Consider the following 18046-nt stretch of genomic DNA (forward strand, 5'->3'; position numbering starts at 1 on the left):
GGGACAGGCAGAATGACACTGCTTTTTATTTAGTATTTCCTCTAACGGATTGCTTCTTCGTAAATATCCCTCCATTCAGGATTTACCTTATTTATCAATGACTCCTTCTTTTGACGCGTCCATCCCTTGATCTGCTTCTCCCTCGCAATAGCTTTGTTAACATCTTCAAACGCTTCAAAGTAAACCATCTTTGTAGCGTTATACTTTTTTGTAAAACCGTCAAGCAGCCTCATTTTATGCTGCCAACCGCGGTCGGCAATATATGCAGTCATTCCAGTGTACAAAACACTATGATGTTTATTCGTCATCATGTAAACAAAGTATTGTTTATTCTTCATAGGTTAGTAAGACCATCCGGGCAGCAGATCCTTACAAAAAATAAAAACAACGTCGATGTCATAGTGAGCGAAACGGAGCATAGGGGAGTGGAGTCGAATCTATCTTCCGGAAATAGTTCGCAATTGTGTGGAAGGCAATCCTTCAGATCCTAGACGGGGAGATTCTTTGAGTCGCTGTGCTCCCTCCCCGATAGATCGGGGACAGGCAGAATGCCACTGTTTGACTTTAATTAAATATTTACGATAATAGATAAATAGTTTTTTGAATAATCATGCAAAAAATTCTCAAATATGGCTCAAAACACGGATGAATTAGGGAATACATCACGAGTAATACTTCTTTCGGCCATTGCGGCTATTGGTGGGTTTTTATTTGGTTTTGACAGTGGCGTAATAAACGGGACGGTAGACGCTCTTCAGATGGCTTTCAATTCTGACGCTGTTGGAACCGGTTTCAATGTAGCATCGATGCTTTTGGGTTGTGCTGCGGGTGCCTTCTTTGCCGGATCGCTGGCTGATAAATTTGGACGAAAACCTATGCTGATTACCACGGCAATCGCATTTATAATTAGTGCGTGGGGGTCGGGAGCAGCAGGAAGTTCTGCATCATTTGTCTTCTTCCGAATTCTTGGCGGATTAGCTGTGGGTGGTGCCAGTGTTCTGGCTCCGGCATATATTAGTGAGATTGCCCCTCCGAAGATCAGAGGTCGATTGACTTCTCTACAACAGTTGATGATAGTGATTGGACTACTTGGCGCTTTCTTGAGTAACTATATAATAGCCGATCTGGCTGGTGGATCAACCGAAACGCTGTGGGCCGGTTTTGGTGCTTATCAGTGGATGTTTTGGGTAGAAATTTTACCGGCCTCAATTTTTCTGTTTTCACTGTTGTTTATTCCTGAATCGCCTCGATACCTGGTGGCGGCGGGGATGTATGATAAGGCCAAGGCAATCCTTGCAGATCTGACTAATCCGGAGAAGGCCTCGGAGATGATTGAGGAGATCAAGATAACTGTGTTCCGAAAGCGCAAGCCGAAGCTGACGGATATTATCATGGAACAAACCGGCCGTGTGCATCCTATTGTTTGGGTTGGTATCTCTCTTGCAGTACTTCAGCAGTTTACCGGAATCAATGTGGTATTTTACTACGGGTCGGTACTCTGGCAGGCAGCGGGCTTTACCGAAGCGGATGCCTTATTCACGAATGTAATCAACGGATCAGTCAATATCGCATTTACATTTCTGGCAATTTACCTGATCGATAAGGTGGGACGAAAACCGTTGCTGAAGGTCGGTGCACTGGGACAGGCAGTGACGCTTGGGGCCATGGCATTTATTTTTACCACAGGCGATCTGTCTGCGGCCGGTGAACTGCAGCTTAATGAGACACAAGGTGTTTGGGCGCTGATTGCTGCTAACTTATATATCGCATTTTTTGCCACAACCTGGGGACCAATTATGTGGGTTATGCTTGGAGAAATGTTTCCCAATAAGTTCCGGGGCGCCGCTCTGTCTGTCTGCGGCCTGCTACACTGGTTATCCAATTTTGCGATTACACTGACCTTCCCCATATTACTGACCAACATCGGACTGGGTCTTTCTTACGGAATATACGCCGGATTTGGTTTCGTGGCCTATTTCGTTGTGAAAAACTTTGTTGATGAAACGATGGGTAAATCCCTGGAAGAGATGTCCCAAGAACAAGAAGAGAAGGAAGCAGAAATTTCAGGCGGAGATGTAGCCCTGGAGGGAGGATAAAATATAGATTGTTAGCGCCCGGGCTAATTGAGTCCGGGCGCTAATACCTATTTATTTCATTAAGTTTGTGGTTGTGATCATTAATGAGAGAGGTCTGACAACGGCCTCGCAAATCGGCAACTGAAATTATTTTTCGTAAAACTTCAATTTTCAAAAACCCAATCTCCAACTTCTAACCTCAAATCTGCAACCTCCAACCTTGGATCCAGATATTAATATCAGCCGAAAAACGTTATCAGCGATTATCATGATCGTGGGAATTATGCTGCTCTATTTTGGATATGAAGGTCCCGATGCTCTGCAGTTGGGCATCAGCCGGTTTTTGGGCGGGTCGGGTTCAGATCATGTTATGTGGATGATCATCATTGGCGCTGCGGCTACTATCGGTGGTTTTGTTGGATTACTGAGAGGAGAGTCCGGAGTTTAGTTTTTGGTTATTGGTGTTTTGATAATGAGTAGAAATTCTTAGGACAGTTATTCAAATATTCAAAACCGGAACATAACCAGCGGTCATCCGTCCAATCTGTATTATCAGCGTGCTATTTAATCATTTTTATTATGGCACTGCTTGCAGGGAAGGGAGATATTGCAGTAATTAGGGATACAGGCAAACTTTTAACTAACCAAACAGCATTATGCGGTTGTTTTGGAAAGCCTTACTCCTAGCAGCTATACCGATCGGAGGATATTTACTCTACAAAAAAAGTGGCAATGATTCACCCGGCTGGGCAGATTCCGAAGAGCAAACCCGTTCTTCCCGAAATAAAGAAAAGGAAGAGTCGACCGCACAGACTATCGATCGATTGACAGAAATAGACGGTGTTACCAGCCGCGTGGCTGAGAACCTGATCGAGCGGGGGATAAAAAGCAAGGAAGCGCTACTGCAGCTTTCCGAAGAGGAGCTAAAATCCATAAAAGGCATCGGTCCCAAACGCGCAGCCAAGATCCTCAATTTGGAATAGAATACATACTACTAAAGTATTGTAAAAAGAGGGTTCACTAAAGAACTTTTGTTTATATCCCGCAGATTTCGCTGACGGCGCAGATTTAAACTGTGGTTTACCTCTGGCTCTTACAATTGAGTGTTCTTTGTGCCTTGTAGAAAACAGGTGATTTATCATAATAAAAATCTCTCCTGTTGGTTAACCAGCATCTAACTTCTTGTAAGCTACTTGAAACTTATCAATTCCCTCCGGGATATGAAGTCATCACCGAACATCATCTTCCTTGATATTGATGGTGTTATGAACACCTATAATCAGATGTGGCGGCAGAGGCGCACGACCGGAAAAGTAATAAATGAAAACTGGTGTCCCATTGCCTGTCGAAATATCAAGTTGCTTTGCAGGTATTTTGAGGCGCGGATTGTCATCAGTTCTACCTGGCGTATTAAGCGCGACTTGCAGGAACTGCGTCAGATATTGAAGGATAATAATATTAATCCGGATATGCTGATTGGAACCACTCCCATACTCTGTCATCATGAACAGGGTGACAACTTATGTCGCGGTGATGAAATAAAGCAATGGCTGGAAGAAAATGACTGTCGCAATTTTGTAATTATTGATGATATTGGGGCAGAGGATTTCTTAGAAGAACAACGACCAAATCTGATTTTGGTAGATCCAAATGCCGGCCTTGCTGAAAAAGAGGCGGTGATGAAAGCGGGAAAGATATTGAACGGTGACTGTCAGTGATCCAGTTTGGTTGTGTAAATTTCTGTATGAGCCCCTTGAGAAAACAAGCTTTTATTTGATGTAATCCACTGGGAATTTTTTTCGGATGATCGAAGCTGGTCTGTGTGATTATAATGTAAGTGGTATGAATTCCAGAAAGCACAAAACAGTGTAATAGCAATAATTAAAAAAGAAACAAAGTTGCGGATGTATCCTTGAACACCGCTTCTTTGATCATTGCTGTCATTCCTGAGTCTTTTAATACGATCGATTGTATTATGACCAGATATGTTAAGAGAATTTGCTAGTACAGACTGTGTTTGGAGTTGAAGTTTCACTAACGAATTTCCATACGAATATTTATCGTCAGTGATACTGATGACCTCATCGTCGCAGATATACTCTCTTTCCAGATCTAATTTGTGATTTAACCATAAAACCAACGGTTGAAAAAAGAAGATACTTTGCATGATACGCTGCAGTAAAGTCACAAGATAGTCGTTTCTTTTGATATGAATTAATTCATGCAGCAGTAATGCTTTTTGTTCCTTGGCGTTATAATCATTGGATAGCGATGAAGGCAGTAAAATATAGGGACGAATAAATCCAGCTACAGCAGGTCCATTATCATAACTAGAACTACGGATTTTCAAACGTTCTGAAATTCCCAGGTCAAGGGCCAATTTTTTCAGATTGTCGCGAATTAGTTGATCATCAAAATCAGATTTTTCCCGGCATTTCAATTGCACCATGATCAGGGTGTACAAAAAATATCCCAGCATGACTGCTGCTGTAAGTATCCAGATGATCCCCAAAAGTTTGAATATGCCAGGTGCCAACTCTATTCCCGAAACCTGAGGTAATCCCTCAAGCAATGGTTCAGAGGCTGCTTGGCCTTCTGTTGATGGATCCCAATCCGCCAATCCAATAGGAGGTAAGAAGCTGTTGTGTTCTGCCAAAAGGGGTCCGAGAATGCATGGCAGTGAAAATAAAGCTCCCAAACCGATATTATATTTTAGTTTGGGACTATAATCTTCAACGATCTTAAGTACAAATGCTACTCCTCCCAAAAAAAGCGTGCTGATCCAGGTAAAATGTACAAAAGTCCATCCAACCTGTTTGAACGGTATATCAAAGATAAGATCAATTATTGTCATCCTCTCCCTGCTGCGATTTTAACTCTTGCAATAACTTTTCCAGTTCGTCCAGATCGTCGCGATCCAGTTTATCAGAAGAAACGGCTCTTTGCATGAGCTGCTGCATTGAACCGTCGAATAGACGATTGGTAAAATCTCCCAACATTTTTTGCTGAGTTTCCTCTTTATCGAGGAGAGACCAGTACCGGTGTGCTCTCCCATCTTTTTCCCGGTCAACGATTCCCTTTTCATGCATGATCTGCAAAAATTTTAAAACCGTCGTGTATCCGGAATCTCTGGGCAGAGCTTCCTGGACTTCATGAACCGTCGAAGGTCCCTGATCCCATAAAATTTTCAAAATTGATAATTCGGCCTCAGTGGGAAGCTGGTCTGTATTCATAGGTAATACTTATTACGAACATTTTCGTTTTTAAATATAACAACAATGCGGAATATCCAAAACTGTCGGGGTTTCTAATTACGATTACTTTCGTATTTTAATTACGAAACATTTCGTTATAAATAAATATGTTCATTATGCTATTCGATACCGCTGCAGGATTCCCGGTAAAGGTCAAGCTTTTTATATTCGTATGGATGTTTTTTGCAACCATATCGTATGGACAAACCAGAGAAACCCAAACAACCAATGCTGAAGTCGTTAAAGCCGGGGCAGATGTTATTATTGATGGCTCGACCACTGAATCCGCCTGGGAAAACGCCACCGTTATACCGTTAAATCATGAACGCTTTCCGGAAGCAAATGCGGATCCGCCGGTTGCCACAACCTGTTTGGTAACTTATGACAGTGAGAATCTGTATGTCGCTTTTCGAGCTTCGGATCCTGATCCCGATGCTATTCGGGCGCACTTTATGGACAGGGACAGCCGGGAAAAGCTGATGCGAGACGATCATGTCGGGATAACGATAGATCCCTTTAATAATGAACAGTGGGGTATGCAGTTTCGCGTAAATCCCATGGGCGTTCAGGCCGATGCCATCTATTCCAACCAGCGAAATTCTACCAACTATTCCTGGGATGCAATTTGGCAATCTGCTGGAACTATTACGGCAGATGGGTATGAAGTGGAAATTCGCATACCCTTCTCTTCCATCAATATACCGGCTGAATCTCTGCAAAACTGGAGAATCAGCGCGTTTCGGAATTATCCCCGAAGCGTTCAGTACGAGATCCGTTCTCATCCCATTAATTTAGATCAGCGGTCGGTGATGGCGCAATTCAATCAAATTAATGGGTTCGAAGATCTTTCAAGCGGACTTAATCTTACGTTAAATCCTGTGCTTACGGCTAAGCGTACTGATACTTTCACACCCGAAAACAGCGATGGACGTGAGGAGGGGGCAATCACTTTGAATCCCGGAGGAAACCTACAGTGGGGCATCAAGCCGAACCTGAATCTGAGCGCCACGATAAATCCCGATTTTTCTCAAATTGAAGCCGATGCGCTCCAGCTGCGTGAAAATCAGCGGTTCGAGCTATCTATCCCCGAAAAGCGTCCTTTTTTCCTGGAGAGTGCAGAGATTTTTGATACTCCTCTTGATGCTGTATTTACCCGTTCTATCATAGAGCCGCGCGGCGGACTAAAAATAACGGGGAAAATGGACTCTCACAGCTTTGGTGCTTTTGCAACGCAGGACCAAAGCACCCGCATATTGTTCCCGGCCAATCAGCAGTCGCAAAACAAAATCTTGACTAATCGCAGTTACAGTGAAATTGTCAGATATCGCAATCAGCTGACAAATAATGCTACTGTCGGTATAATTGGAGAAGCAAGACAATCCGTGAATACCAGCTATCAAAACTATGTGGGCGGAATTGACGGCTATTTTCAGTTTTGGGAATCAAATACGCTGCAATTTCAATACCTGCATTCGAGCACGGATTACACTGAAGAAACAGCTAGTGAGTTTAATCAGCCGGCGGGTAATTTTGGTGGCAGTGCACTGCAGGTAAACTATGATCACAGCAGTGAGAACTGGGCAGGTCAGGCAGAGTACAGATCGTTGTCATCGGGTTTCAGAAATGATAATGGATTCTTTCCCCGCGCCAATTTCCAGGCAGTCAGCGCTGCCGGTCGGCGGATATTTCGCGGTAACTCCACTGGTTGGTTTAGTGCTATTCAATTCGGACCGGCTTTTGAGATTACTACAGACCAGTCGGGAACGCTAACCGATCGATCAATCTCTCTTACTGCTAATTACAGGGGACCTCTGCAAAGTGAAGTGTTTACAGAATATACGATTGAAAAGCAGCGATTCAGCAACCGCATCTTTTCGGGATTGGATAAAGGCATATTCTTCTTTCGGATCCAGCCTTCCGGTTTTCTTTCAAAGTTCAGAGTTTATACAGCTTACGGGAAGGCGGTAGATTTTACCAATGTTCGAAAAGCTAATGAGCTTATCGTTCACCCGGGATTAACCCTGGATATCAGCAGAAATTTTAATCTTGAAATTGATCCCAATTACCAGCGGCTTTCCTATAGAGGAACTACAACGTTTTCAACCTATCTTCTGGGGACGCGGATGATTTATCATTTCAACAAGAACGCTTTTTTCCGCTCTATTCTTCAATATCGATACGTTGATCGAAATCCAGGTGAATACAATAGTCCGGATGCTGTGGATCCGGTGACGCAAGAGTTTTTTTACCAGCTGCTTTTTTCCTATAAAATCAATCCGCAGTCGAAGCTGTTTTTGGGATATTCCAGCGACTACCAGAGAATAAATGAGCGACCACTGGATATCCGGAACAGAACCGGATACTTTAAGATTGGCTATGCCTGGGTGTTTTGATTTGCAATCCTATAGGCCGCCTTACTTATTACCAGAGATAGAAAGTTCTCCTTATAATGTCAATGATACTCCCCCTACTATGACAGTAATGCTCCCATTATAATGCCAGTGATACTATCATTACTAGTCAGTGACACTGTCATTATTATATTAGTGATCCTGCCATTACTATAATAGTAATATTGTGCTTATATGAATCTTTATGGGTATGGGATTTCAGAAAAATACAGAGCTCGTTTTTCCGCAGTGCTTCAACCATGCAAGTGTCGGACATCGACTATGTACAACAGTCGTACATCACTGATGTACTGGTGAGGGACGTAGTAAGGTTAAGGTGGGCGACACGACTATGTGGTAACTGACAAGACTATGTCGGGTAGTGTAACAAAAATGTGTCGGTTGATTGGATATCGCTGAGGCACGTTAAAAAACAGGATTTGTTTTCTTTACCTAAATAACTCACCTTTTAGAGTCATTTTCGGGGAAACAAATTTATAAGTATGAATTCATTACTTGAGCTGTGTACAAAATCCTATAACTCAGAGCGTTGGTCGGAGGAATCAGAAAAAGCTTTTGAAGAGCTATTCGGCTCAACTGGAGGACGCTATCCAGTAAGAGCCCAAAAAGATATTCAATATCGTACTCCAGCGGCGAAGGTTCCTTTTTCAGCTATAATTCATGAGTCTAATCCTACCAGTGGAGGATATAGTGGGATGAGCTTTGTAATTTTTCCTGTTGAAGAGGGGCCAGCTATGATTGCAATGGGAGTGGGTACGCAGGGATTAAGCCCGGACGAGAATATTATCGGTAAACCGGGACATTCAAGAAAAATGAATGCCATTGTTCGCTGGTTAAATGAGCAGTATTCAGGAAACGAGCCTATCGCCTGGGCTAAAAAGGATGCGGTCCGTACTGATATCACCGTGCCTCAAAACGTGATCAATGCCTATCCCGAATATAAAAACGTTTTCGATCGCTATGGAAAGGAGATTTATGGATTTTGCATCGCCAAGGATGAAGTGGCAGATCAAGCTTTAAAAGCTTTTTTAGATTTTAATTTTGAGGAACGCGGCCATACACCTTTAAGCGCTGCTTCAGACGAGTATGATAAGATTAAAAGTAGCTACTTTTCTTATTTGATGCCGACCGTAACTCAACAAAAGGTTGGCAATCTATTAAAGCAGCGGAAATACGTTGTGCTTCAAGGACCGCCGGGTACGGGCAAAACCCGACTGGCGAATAAGTTGTTGGAAGAAGATTATGGAAGTCAGGGAATGACTATTCAGTTTCATCCTAACATTACCTATGAAAATTTTATGGGAGGGTTATTTCCTGCATCAACAGGTACAGATTTGGGATTAAACTTTAATGTCACCAAGGGACATCTATTGGAGGCAGTGGAAAAAGCCTACAATACAGATGGTGATGTCCTATTGGTAATTGATGAGATTAATCGTGCTGATTTGGCAAAAGTTCTGGGTGAGGCTATTTATGGATTAGAGCCATATGAGGATCGCACCATTCAATTGCCTTATAATTTTGGAGGTGATATTGGCCAGGAGTTAACCTTCCCTGACAACCTGCATATTTTGGGAACAATGAATACTGCAGATCGAAGTATTGCTATTTTGGATGTTGCTATCCGACGACGGTTTGCTTTCCTGAATATGTGGCCACAAATCGAAGTTGTAGAGGAAAAGGGCAGTGATATTACGATGGAAGCATATCAGAAATTACTGTCAATTTTTATTAATTATGCTTCGGAGGATTCTTTTGACTTGATGCCCGGTCACTCTTATTTCATTGCACACGAAGGAGTTGATGCCGCCAATCAGATGCAGACGAATTTGATCCCGCTCCTGAAAGAATATTTGGCTCAGGGATATGTGGCTAATTTTGCAGATGCTGTCCACGCATATATTCAGGAGATTGAACAACTTTAGAAATCGTTTGTCATGGCTAATAAGCAAACAGCTGGTGAGTGGGCAAAGGGATTACAGGCCAATCATTCAGATGTATTAGAACTTCAGGATAACCGTACTGAGTATTTAAGCACAGACTTTTTATCCCAGCATGTAAATGCCCGCAATGAAGATAAAATTACGGCAAAACTGGGACGTCAGTTTTTAAATCTGAATAGAGACGTTTTTAATAAGTTCAACATTCAGCCAGAAATTTTCTATTCGGGTGACGAACTTAAATTAAAGGTAAAAGCCCATACCCGAATTGGTGCTATACCGCTGCTATCTCCTGTAACTCATAAGTATGAGTATAGTTTAATCGTCAAGCCCCGTTTTGGATGGCAGGGGATTGGACCAATCTTGTCAACCACAGGATGGAAGATTTTGCCGAATATTTTGAATCTACCTCAACTAAAGATCTCGGAGCGGCGCGTACCACCATGGGTTTTATCTAGTGTAATTCTAGGTCGCCTCGATAAAATGATTCAACAGTTGAATCGTCGCTTCGAAATGGATGAAGTGTATCGATCGAAACCGAAAGGGTGTGTAAACTGGGTTGATTACGCCCAGAAGCAAATTCCAAAAGGGCAGTTTCTAAATTTCCGCTGTCGTTATCCTGATCTGCAAGAAAATAGAGAAATCAAATCCATCGTGCATTTTGCACTTAAAAAGCAGCGGCAAAGTTTGGAAACTCAGCGAGATTCTGGTGTTTATGTACTACAGCTTATTGATTATTGTAATCAGCTTATACAAAAAGTAGCCGACTGTCAGCCTAAGCGTCCTAATATTCAGATTGATTATTTGCAATCATCGCCGATGCAGGGGGAGGTTATCCAGCATGGATTGGAAGCTGTAGCGTGGACCACTGAAAACAAAGGATTGGCTGGGCTAGGAGATTTAAGCGGCTTGCCATGGATGATGAGTATGGAAGAGCTATTTGAATCATATGTCGAATCCATAGTCGAACAAATAGTACAGCAAACCGGTGGCACGTTAAAAAGCGGACGTAACCGAGAAACAGTAGTACCCATCTCGTGGGATCCTCCATTCCTAGGTTCGCAAAGTTCATTGGTTCCAGATCTCGTGGTTGAGAAAGAGGATACGATCCATATTGTAGACGCGAAATACAAAGATCACTGGGAGGATCTGAATACCGAAAGCTGGTATAATATCGGCGATACTATCAGGGAACGTCATCGTAATGATTTGCTCCAAATATTGGCTTATGCTTCTCTTCCAGAAGACAGAGAAATTCGTTGCTCACTTATGTATCCCTGTAAAAAGGAGACCTGGGAATCATTGATAGAGCGTGATCGTCATGTACATACTGCCGAGATAACACGAGGAAACAGACATATCCAGCTTAATCTCACTGCGGTCCCATTTTCTATGGAGGAAAAGGAAATTGATCTACTACAGAGGTTATTTTAGAGTGCCGCCATGACCGAGCAAGAAATCCTAAATAAATTCCGTTCTCTCACCATTTGGAAAAATGGTGACCGCCGGGCTCCCCATAAGCCGTTGCTGGTGATGCTGGCCCTGGGATATCTGCAGAACCAAGATCAGCGACTCCTTCCTTACAAGATGGTTGAACAGAAGCTGGAACGGCTGCTAGAAGAGTTTGGAACTCCGCGCAATGCCGGCAACACGCATTATCCATTCTGGAGACTACGGAACGACGGGATGTGGGAAGTGGAACGTGCTGATGAGCTGACGTTAAACAGCAGTGGAGGAGTGCGAAAAACCGAACTCAGAAATAAGGACATCCGTGCCGGTTTTACGGCGGAAGTATATAATCTCCTAAAAGAAAATCCTTCTCTGGTCAGTGAGATCTGCTCGGAGCTGCTGGATGCGCATTTCCCCGATACGATCCACGAAGATATTATTCACGAAGCGGGACTGAACCTGGAGGATCAGGCGGTGACGAGAAAGCCGCGTGATCCGAATTTCCGATCAACAGTGCTACAGGCGTATGAGCACCGGTGCGCGGTCTGTGATTTTGACGTCCGCATCGGTGCCAAAACCATCTGCATCGAAGCTGCCCATATCAAATGGCACAGTGCCGGTGGTCCTGATGATATCACAAACGGCATTGCCCTGTGCACGATGCACCACAAGCTGTTTGATCTCGGGGCTTTTACCCTTAATGAAGATCAGCGATTCTTGGTATCAGAAAAAGTGATCGGTACCGACGGCTTTGATCTCTGGCTGGGACGCTTTCATGGCGATGAAATTCGTCAGCCGGTGCGGGCGGTATATGAGCCGAGGGTCGATTATATTGCCTGGAACCACGACCAAGTGTTCAAAAGTCCGGGTCGGGTGTGACCTGGCCCCTTCACTACTACGTTAAAACTTCGTAGCACAAGCTTGTTTCAGGCGAAGTTGATGGCCCGAAAAATGAGCGGAAGTGTTGGCCAAATGAAAACTTGTTCAAAAGAGTCTCTCTCCTCCATACGTGTAGGGAGGAGAGAACAAGAGAGGTGGGTCGGTTTCTACCACTAAGGCATTCAGGACACTTGTAATTGTGAGGCAACAGATCTACACAGATCAGAATTGATGGGATGAACTTGCCCAGCGGGAGAAGCTGAAACAGTATAATGAAGGGACAAAACAGAAAAAGCCCTGCGCTTGCAGAGCTTTATTTCGATCAACTGTTTATAATATACCATGATTACCCTACACAGAACAAGTTTTTATTGGACCTTGCAGGTAATCAGTAACTAATATGTAATTAACGGGTATGTGATAATTAATAATCGGCGGGTAATAGCTGTTTCATCGGATAGGAAATAGTGGATGATAAAGCTGCTTCTGCCATCCGCCTGTGCGCGTATAGAACCTTTGACCAGCGAATAACGAAAAAGAAAGGTTTCTCACTTCGCTACGCTTCATGCGAAACGAGATCGAGATGTGAGACACTGTTCTCCTACCAGAAAGCAGTGTACTGTTTAGGCTAAATAATCTATTCGTGGACCTGGCATGCCTCAAGCAGATTATCATCAGGATCAAACAGGTGAAAATAGATCACGCCGTTCCCTTCAAGCAGATCACCGGTTTTGACTCCTTTTTCGAGGAGTCGCTTTCTTGTTTCCCCGGCCTGGTCTACTGAAAAGATCGGGTAACAACCGGATGATGTTGCCGGAATAAACTTCTCACCACGTTTAATTTGCCAAATGGTTAAAGAGGAATTTTGCCCTGTATCCAGGACAACTAGTTTTTCATCTTCGTCAAAGTAAAGAGAATTTAGTTCTAACTTATCTTCGTACCACTCTTTTGATCTGATTATATCCCGGACGCGGAGAATAGTAGTATCTAATTTTTTAAACATGGTTCGTTCAAAATAGCTTGTGTTTGTAATTCTCAGGCCGCCGTAGCCTTAACTGGTTTCTTTCGTGTGAAAAAGGCAACGATTGCCGTTGTTAATATCCCCATGATGGGCGTGCCGATCAGGGCCTGAACAATATAACTATTTCGGTTAAAATAGCTTTCCGCCTCAGCCTGGGACATTTGACCGCTTTCTACGGAGTAGGTGATAATGTTCTGGAAATAGTCGGGCGTGATTATCGTCGAAATGCTCCATTGAGTCAGCGGACTGAGAACAGTAATGATCACCGTGATGATCAGACCAGTTATAAAGCCCTGCTTGTAAGACATAATCCCATCGAAATAGTTTTTCCGTTTATCCAGGAGTGCCAAAACATAAATCGCTATGGCCGGAATGGCGATGAAATTTGTAAAGATGGCATGCTTATCGATATGCTCACCGTGAAGCCCTGCGACTCTTTCTAGCAGCAACCATGCTAACGTCATAACGACAAAGATGAGCGCCCATTTTATCTCAATCCGATATTTTTTCATAGTGTCATTTAGTTTTTGGGTAATCGGCCAATAAGCACTATCCCAAGTAACTCATTTCCCCAAATATTGTCAATGAAGTTGGATTCTATTTTTAAAATTTAATCTGTTGACATAGATAAATCCTGCACGAACAGGCAATGGAGATCTGTTCGACTTCGCTCCGTCGGTGTGGGATTACATACTTTCTGCCAGAGATGGCTTTTGTGTATATATGTAGCCTTAAAAGAATAGTCATTCACCAATTCGCAAATGGTCTGCTCATTCAATAGTTTCGGAGTGAATAAATCTCGGGATCATACAAATAGACAGGGATACTTATGAGTTCTAAAATCAGGTTCATTGCTCTTTTTTCACTATTACTGCTGATTACTCTCCCATTTGGAAGCATGGCCCAGCACGAACCATTTCTTCCGGATGCGGAATACAAAAGCGAAATACCGACTCCGTCTTCCTTTTTAGGTTATGAGCTCGGTTCCGATCTTACGGAACACCATCGGATGGTGGATTATATCCACGAGCTGGAAAAAGCGGCACCCGAACGGGTGAAGGTCGAACATATCGGGCAGTCGCAGGAAGATCGCCCAATGTACCTGGTGATCATCAGCTCTTCCGAGAATATGCAGAATCTGGAACAGCATCGGCAGGCGGTGTCTCGCTTAAAAGATCCGCGGAATACATCACGTGCGGAAGCCGAAAAAGTTGTAGCGGAAACTCCGGCGATATCGTGGATGAACTATGCCAATGACGGTGAAGAGTCGGCTTCCTTCGAAGCGGGGCTACAGGTCGCATATCATTTTGCGGCAGCTACCGACCCGGAAACGATGTCGACCCTTGACAACTCTATTATTGTGATCAATCCGGTCCACAATCCCGACAGTCATCAGCGTCACGTGGTGTGGATGAAGGGCATGAAAGTAGGTGAAAACGGTACGGCCGATCCAAACGCCGCCGAGCACCAGGCCGACTGGTTGATGTCTACCAGCGACACGCACTATCATATCGACAGCAACAGAGATGCTTTTGCCCTCACTCAGAAAGAGTCGCAAATTGTTTCGGAGAATATGCTGCACTGGAGTCCGCAACTCTGGGTGGATTATCATGGAGAACCCGAAGAGTACTTTTTTGCTCCGTACGCGATCCCGGTGAATCCCAATTATCCGGAATCCACAAGCCAATGGGCTAAAGAGTATGGAAAGAATAATGCCGCGGCCTTCGATCGTTTCGGGTGGACGTACTATGCCCGTGAAGTTTTTGATCTGCATTACCCCGGATACTGGGATTCTTATCCTGCCTTCAATGGTGCTATCGGTATGACGTATGAGACCAACGGCGGCGGTGATAAAGGTTTCCGGTATCGCAAAGCTGACGGGACGATTGCCACGCTCCGCAATGCCATTGCCCACCACGTGGTAGCAAGTATTGCCACGGCCAAGACGACGGCCGACAATAGCGAAAGTCTTCTTCTGGATTACTATGATTTCTTTGCCGAAGGGATGCAAGAAGTAGAAGATGAACAACTCAAACAGGTTGCTCTTCTGCCCGGAGATCAACCCAATGATGTCGAAGATCTGGTGAGCCTGTTATTAGATCATCACATTGAAGTGTGCCGGACCGATCAGCCCGTTTCGGCTGAAGGTACCGATTATCTAACCGGGGAGAGCGGAGAGGTTGAACTCCCGGAGGGGAGCTATATCGTGCCGATGTCCCAGCCCCAAAAGCGACTGGCCAAAGTGCTGCTGGAAAGAAATGTCGACATCCAGCCGGAGTTCCTGGAGGAGGCACGTGCGGCCCATGAATACAATAAATCGGTCGGTGAAAACGCTCCGAAAAAAAGTCTGGGTTTCTATGATGTTACCTCTTGGTCGCTGCCGCTGACGTATGGGATCGACACTTACGGATTAACATCAGCAATTGATAGTGACACCTCACGAGTTGTTTCAAACCCGGAAAACGGAGGTGAAATCACCCAGTTGGAGAAAGCCAATTACGCTTACATCTTCCCATATGCAACCAATGATGCCGCGGGACTTTTGAGCCGTTTAGTGGCTGAGGGGTTTCGTGTGGCCGTAGCTACTGAATCATTTGTCAAAGGAGATAAAGAGTATGACCGCGGGATCGTAGTGGTAAGGGTAGAGCGCAATCCCGATAACTTGCACGACCGCATCAGGGAACTGGCCGAGGAAACCGGTACAAATATTGAGGCGGTGGATGCTGCGTGGACGGACGAAGGTATCTTTCTTGGTTCCCGGAATGTTGTTAACCTGGAGAAGCCCGAGATTCTGGTACTGATGGATGAGCCTACAAATGGCCGCAGTTATGGGGCTTTGTGGTATAATCTGGAGAAGCGTTATGGTCTGCCTTTTACAGCTCTGCGGACAAAAGATTTCAATCATATCGACTTGCACGAGTATGATGTGGTAGTCATGCCTCCGGGTTCTGCCTCGGGATACAAAAGGGTGCTCGGCAGCAGCGGCACTAAAAAGCTAAAGCGCTGGATTGTCGACGGTGGTACTTTTATCGGGATAAAAGACGGCGCGCTGTTTGCCGCCGATAATGAGGTTGATCTTACGAGCTCCCATTTGCTGGGTGAGAGTTCGGATTCTGTCAGTGTAGGGCATACGCCGGGATCAACATTCAGGATCAATCTCGACCGTAATCATTTCTTGTCGCTGGGTTACGAGGCACAGATCCCGGTCCATATAGACAGCGATTATATCTTTACACCCTCCGAGAAGGGAGCCAATGTGGGAGTATTCGATGAGGATCCGCGAATCAGTGGATTCGTCTTTGACGAGAACGAGGAAAATTTTGCGGGCAATGCGTATCTGATCCACGAGCCGCAAGGACGCGGTGATGTGATACTTTTTGCGGATCAGCCGGTTTTTCGCCTCTACTGGCGCGGACCGGAGCGATTGTTTATCAACAGCGTATTGCTGACACCCTCTTTTTGATTTTATTGCGTAACACGTTGACCGGCTATCGAAATTTATTCCAGGAGTTTCTCTCCTCCATACTTGCAGGGAGGGAGAACAAGAGAGGTGGGTCCGTTGTCGGACCCCTTCACTACTACGTTAAAACTTCGTAGCACAAGCTTGTTCTTCCCCTAAAGGATTAGAGGAAGAGACTCGTTGATTACAAATGTATTCCATTAAAAAGTTTCCCTCCCCAGCTTCTTAGGGAGGGAACAAGCCTGCCTCCGAAACCTTGGTGTAGGAGTGGGTGGGTCCGAAAAAAGGACAAGCCCTGTGGAAGGCCACGCTGTGGTCTCCCGAGCATCGGGAGATTCCACAAGGGCAAGGGTGGTCCGGGAATTAATACTCACCCAAGCTACGCTAAAGTTTTGGTCAGAGCGACTCATTGATCACAGATATCATCTGTTAAAAGAAAGTTCCTCTCCCTAAATCATTAGGGAGAGGACAGGAGTGGGTCCGAAAAAAATTATCGCTCTAATAGTTTTTATGATTGCTAAATGTCGCATGTTAGAGCTAATTTAATTTGGTGTGTCAAGAGATGCAGATCACAACATTGAGCTCGTTTCTTGTCTACATGTTAAATTGCCATTTTAATATTATGGAGGAACAAAATGGTAAAATTATATATTGTCAATTTTCTGTCTGCAGCGTTTCTGATTTGGTTTGCATTTGCAAGCAGTAACAATTCATCTGAAACCACAAGTGACAGAATGTATGGTGGAATAGCCGAAATAGGCAACGGAAAGGTTGAATCCTATGCTGAAGTTGATCCGGATGGCGTTCCACAGTCTATTGGAGTGTTATTTTCGAAAGGTTCACTGGAGAATTTACCGACCGCAATATCCGACGGCAACCGCTGTGCGGATTTAAATAGCGATGAAGTGATCGATAAGGAAACCGAATGCCTGATGTGGCATGAACGGGTGATACCCCTGCCATCCGACATTAGTCGCCGAAGTGATATCCCTTTTAAATGGGTCTTGTTAAATTATAATCCCCACGGCCATCTGCCGGAGGGAGTGTGGAATGTGCCGCATTTTGACATCCATTTTTATATGGAAAGTATTGAAAAAGTGTTTTCACTTATGCCCGGACCTTGCGGACCGGAGAAGATGCGCTGTGATCAGTACGAAACAGCCATAAAACCGGTACCGTCGAACTATATTCATGCAGATTATAAAGATGTCGGGGCAGCCGCACCGGCAATGGGTAATCATCTTGTTGATCCTACGGGCCCGGAATTTAGTGGAGAACCTTTTACCCGTTCGTGGATATATGGATTCAATGATGGCCGTGTTACGTTTTGGGAAGAGATGATCGCGGTGGATTATATGATGTCTAAACCCAATAAATGTCATGATATCAAAACTCCTCCAGCTGTGGATCGAAGTGGATATTATCCCACCAAAGTCTGTACGGTATACAATCCGGAGGATGAAAGTGTGGTCGTTTCAGTGGAGAGGTTTGAGTATCGGAATGCTGAATCACCTGTAGCAGGTGTTAAGGGAACTCCAAATAATTAAACAGGATACT

The 18046-nt window shown here is 44.4% G+C and carries 15 protein-coding genes; 10 read left to right on the forward strand and 5 right to left on the reverse strand.

What is annotated here, in order from left to right; translation table 11 throughout:
- Positions 1-41 precede the first annotated feature (41 nt).
- Complete coding sequence (locus ACT3ID_RS02625) at positions 42-338, reverse strand: GIY-YIG nuclease family protein (RefSeq protein ID WP_491540419.1); 297 nt, start codon at positions 336-338, stop codon at positions 42-44.
- A gap of 291 nt (positions 339-629) precedes the next feature.
- On the opposite strand from ACT3ID_RS02625, the gene ACT3ID_RS02630 reads away from it, so the two are divergent.
- The 4 genes from ACT3ID_RS02630 (at position 630) to ACT3ID_RS02645 (ending at position 3793) form a co-directional block, all read left to right on the forward strand.
- Entirely contained in the window at positions 630-2096 is a 1467-nt protein-coding gene (locus ACT3ID_RS02630) for a sugar porter family MFS transporter (protein WP_491540420.1), read from the forward strand.
- A 199-nt stretch (positions 2097-2295) separates the two neighbouring features.
- On the forward strand, positions 2296-2523 hold the full coding sequence (locus ACT3ID_RS02635; RefSeq protein ID WP_491540421.1) for a DUF3185 family protein: 228 nt from the start codon (positions 2296-2298) through the stop codon (positions 2521-2523).
- Between the two features lie 208 nt (positions 2524-2731).
- Complete coding sequence (locus ACT3ID_RS02640; RefSeq protein ID WP_491540422.1) at positions 2732-3058, forward strand: helix-hairpin-helix domain-containing protein; 327 nt, start codon at positions 2732-2734, stop codon at positions 3056-3058.
- Positions 3059-3295: 237 nt separating this feature from the next.
- Positions 3296-3793, forward strand: coding sequence for an HAD domain-containing protein (locus ACT3ID_RS02645; RefSeq protein ID WP_491540423.1), 498 nt, complete (start codon positions 3296-3298; stop codon positions 3791-3793).
- On the opposite strand, the gene ACT3ID_RS02650 is transcribed toward ACT3ID_RS02645, so the two are convergent.
- Together ACT3ID_RS02650 and ACT3ID_RS02655 are read right to left on the reverse strand one after the other, a co-directional pair.
- Positions 3787-4929, reverse strand: a complete 1143-nt coding sequence (locus ACT3ID_RS02650; RefSeq protein WP_491540424.1) for a M56 family metallopeptidase — start codon at positions 4927-4929, stop codon at positions 3787-3789. The two genes, ACT3ID_RS02645 and ACT3ID_RS02650, sit on opposite strands and share 7 nt — an antisense overlap.
- The gene (locus ACT3ID_RS02655; RefSeq protein WP_491540425.1) at positions 4916-5308 is read right to left on the reverse strand and encodes a BlaI/MecI/CopY family transcriptional regulator; all 393 of its coding nucleotides are present in this window, start codon (positions 5306-5308) and stop codon (positions 4916-4918) included. The genes ACT3ID_RS02650 and ACT3ID_RS02655 overlap by 14 nt, the downstream gene beginning before the upstream one ends.
- Positions 5309-5445: 137 nt before the next feature.
- Between ACT3ID_RS02655 and ACT3ID_RS02660 the strand changes: the two genes are divergently transcribed.
- From ACT3ID_RS02660 to ACT3ID_RS02675, 4 genes are all read left to right on the forward strand, one after another.
- Positions 5446-7722, forward strand: a complete 2277-nt coding sequence (locus tag ACT3ID_RS02660; RefSeq protein WP_491540426.1) for a carbohydrate binding family 9 domain-containing protein — start codon at positions 5446-5448, stop codon at positions 7720-7722.
- Between the two features lie 500 nt (positions 7723-8222).
- Positions 8223-9665, forward strand: a complete 1443-nt coding sequence (locus ACT3ID_RS02665; protein ID WP_491540427.1) for an McrB family protein — start codon at positions 8223-8225, stop codon at positions 9663-9665.
- A gap of 12 nt (positions 9666-9677) precedes the next feature.
- A complete protein-coding gene (locus tag ACT3ID_RS02670) occupies positions 9678-11114 on the forward strand; it encodes a 5-methylcytosine restriction system specificity protein McrC (protein ID WP_491540428.1) in 1437 nt (478 codons plus the stop codon).
- Between the two features lie 9 nt (positions 11115-11123).
- A complete protein-coding gene (locus ACT3ID_RS02675) occupies positions 11124-12008 on the forward strand; it encodes a phosphorothioated DNA-binding restriction endonuclease (protein ID WP_491540429.1) in 885 nt (294 codons plus the stop codon).
- Between the two features lie 637 nt (positions 12009-12645).
- Here ACT3ID_RS02675 and ACT3ID_RS02680 read toward each other — a convergent pair.
- Both ACT3ID_RS02680 and ACT3ID_RS02685 read right to left on the reverse strand, forming a co-directional pair.
- Positions 12646-13011 (reverse strand): VOC family protein, encoded by a 366-nt coding sequence (locus ACT3ID_RS02680; RefSeq protein ID WP_491540430.1) that lies wholly within the window; start codon positions 13009-13011, stop codon positions 12646-12648.
- Between the two features lie 32 nt (positions 13012-13043).
- Entirely contained in the window at positions 13044-13541 is a 498-nt protein-coding gene (locus ACT3ID_RS02685; RefSeq protein WP_491540431.1) for a DUF4199 domain-containing protein, read from the reverse strand.
- Positions 13542-13858: 317 nt separating this feature from the next.
- Here ACT3ID_RS02685 and ACT3ID_RS02690 point away from each other — a divergent pair, with 317 nt between their 5' ends.
- Together ACT3ID_RS02690 and ACT3ID_RS02695 are read left to right on the forward strand one after the other, a co-directional pair.
- Positions 13859-16492 carry a M14 family zinc carboxypeptidase gene (locus ACT3ID_RS02690; protein WP_491540432.1) on the forward strand — a complete coding sequence of 878 codons (2634 nt, stop codon included), beginning with the start codon at positions 13859-13861 and terminating at the stop codon, positions 16490-16492.
- Between the two features lie 632 nt (positions 16493-17124).
- The gene (locus tag ACT3ID_RS02695) at positions 17125-18036 is read left to right on the forward strand and encodes a hypothetical protein (RefSeq protein WP_491540433.1); all 912 of its coding nucleotides are present in this window, start codon (positions 17125-17127) and stop codon (positions 18034-18036) included.
- The last annotated feature ends 10 nt before the right edge of the window (positions 18037-18046 follow it).

The organism is Fodinibius sp. GM108 (assembly GCF_058386985.1).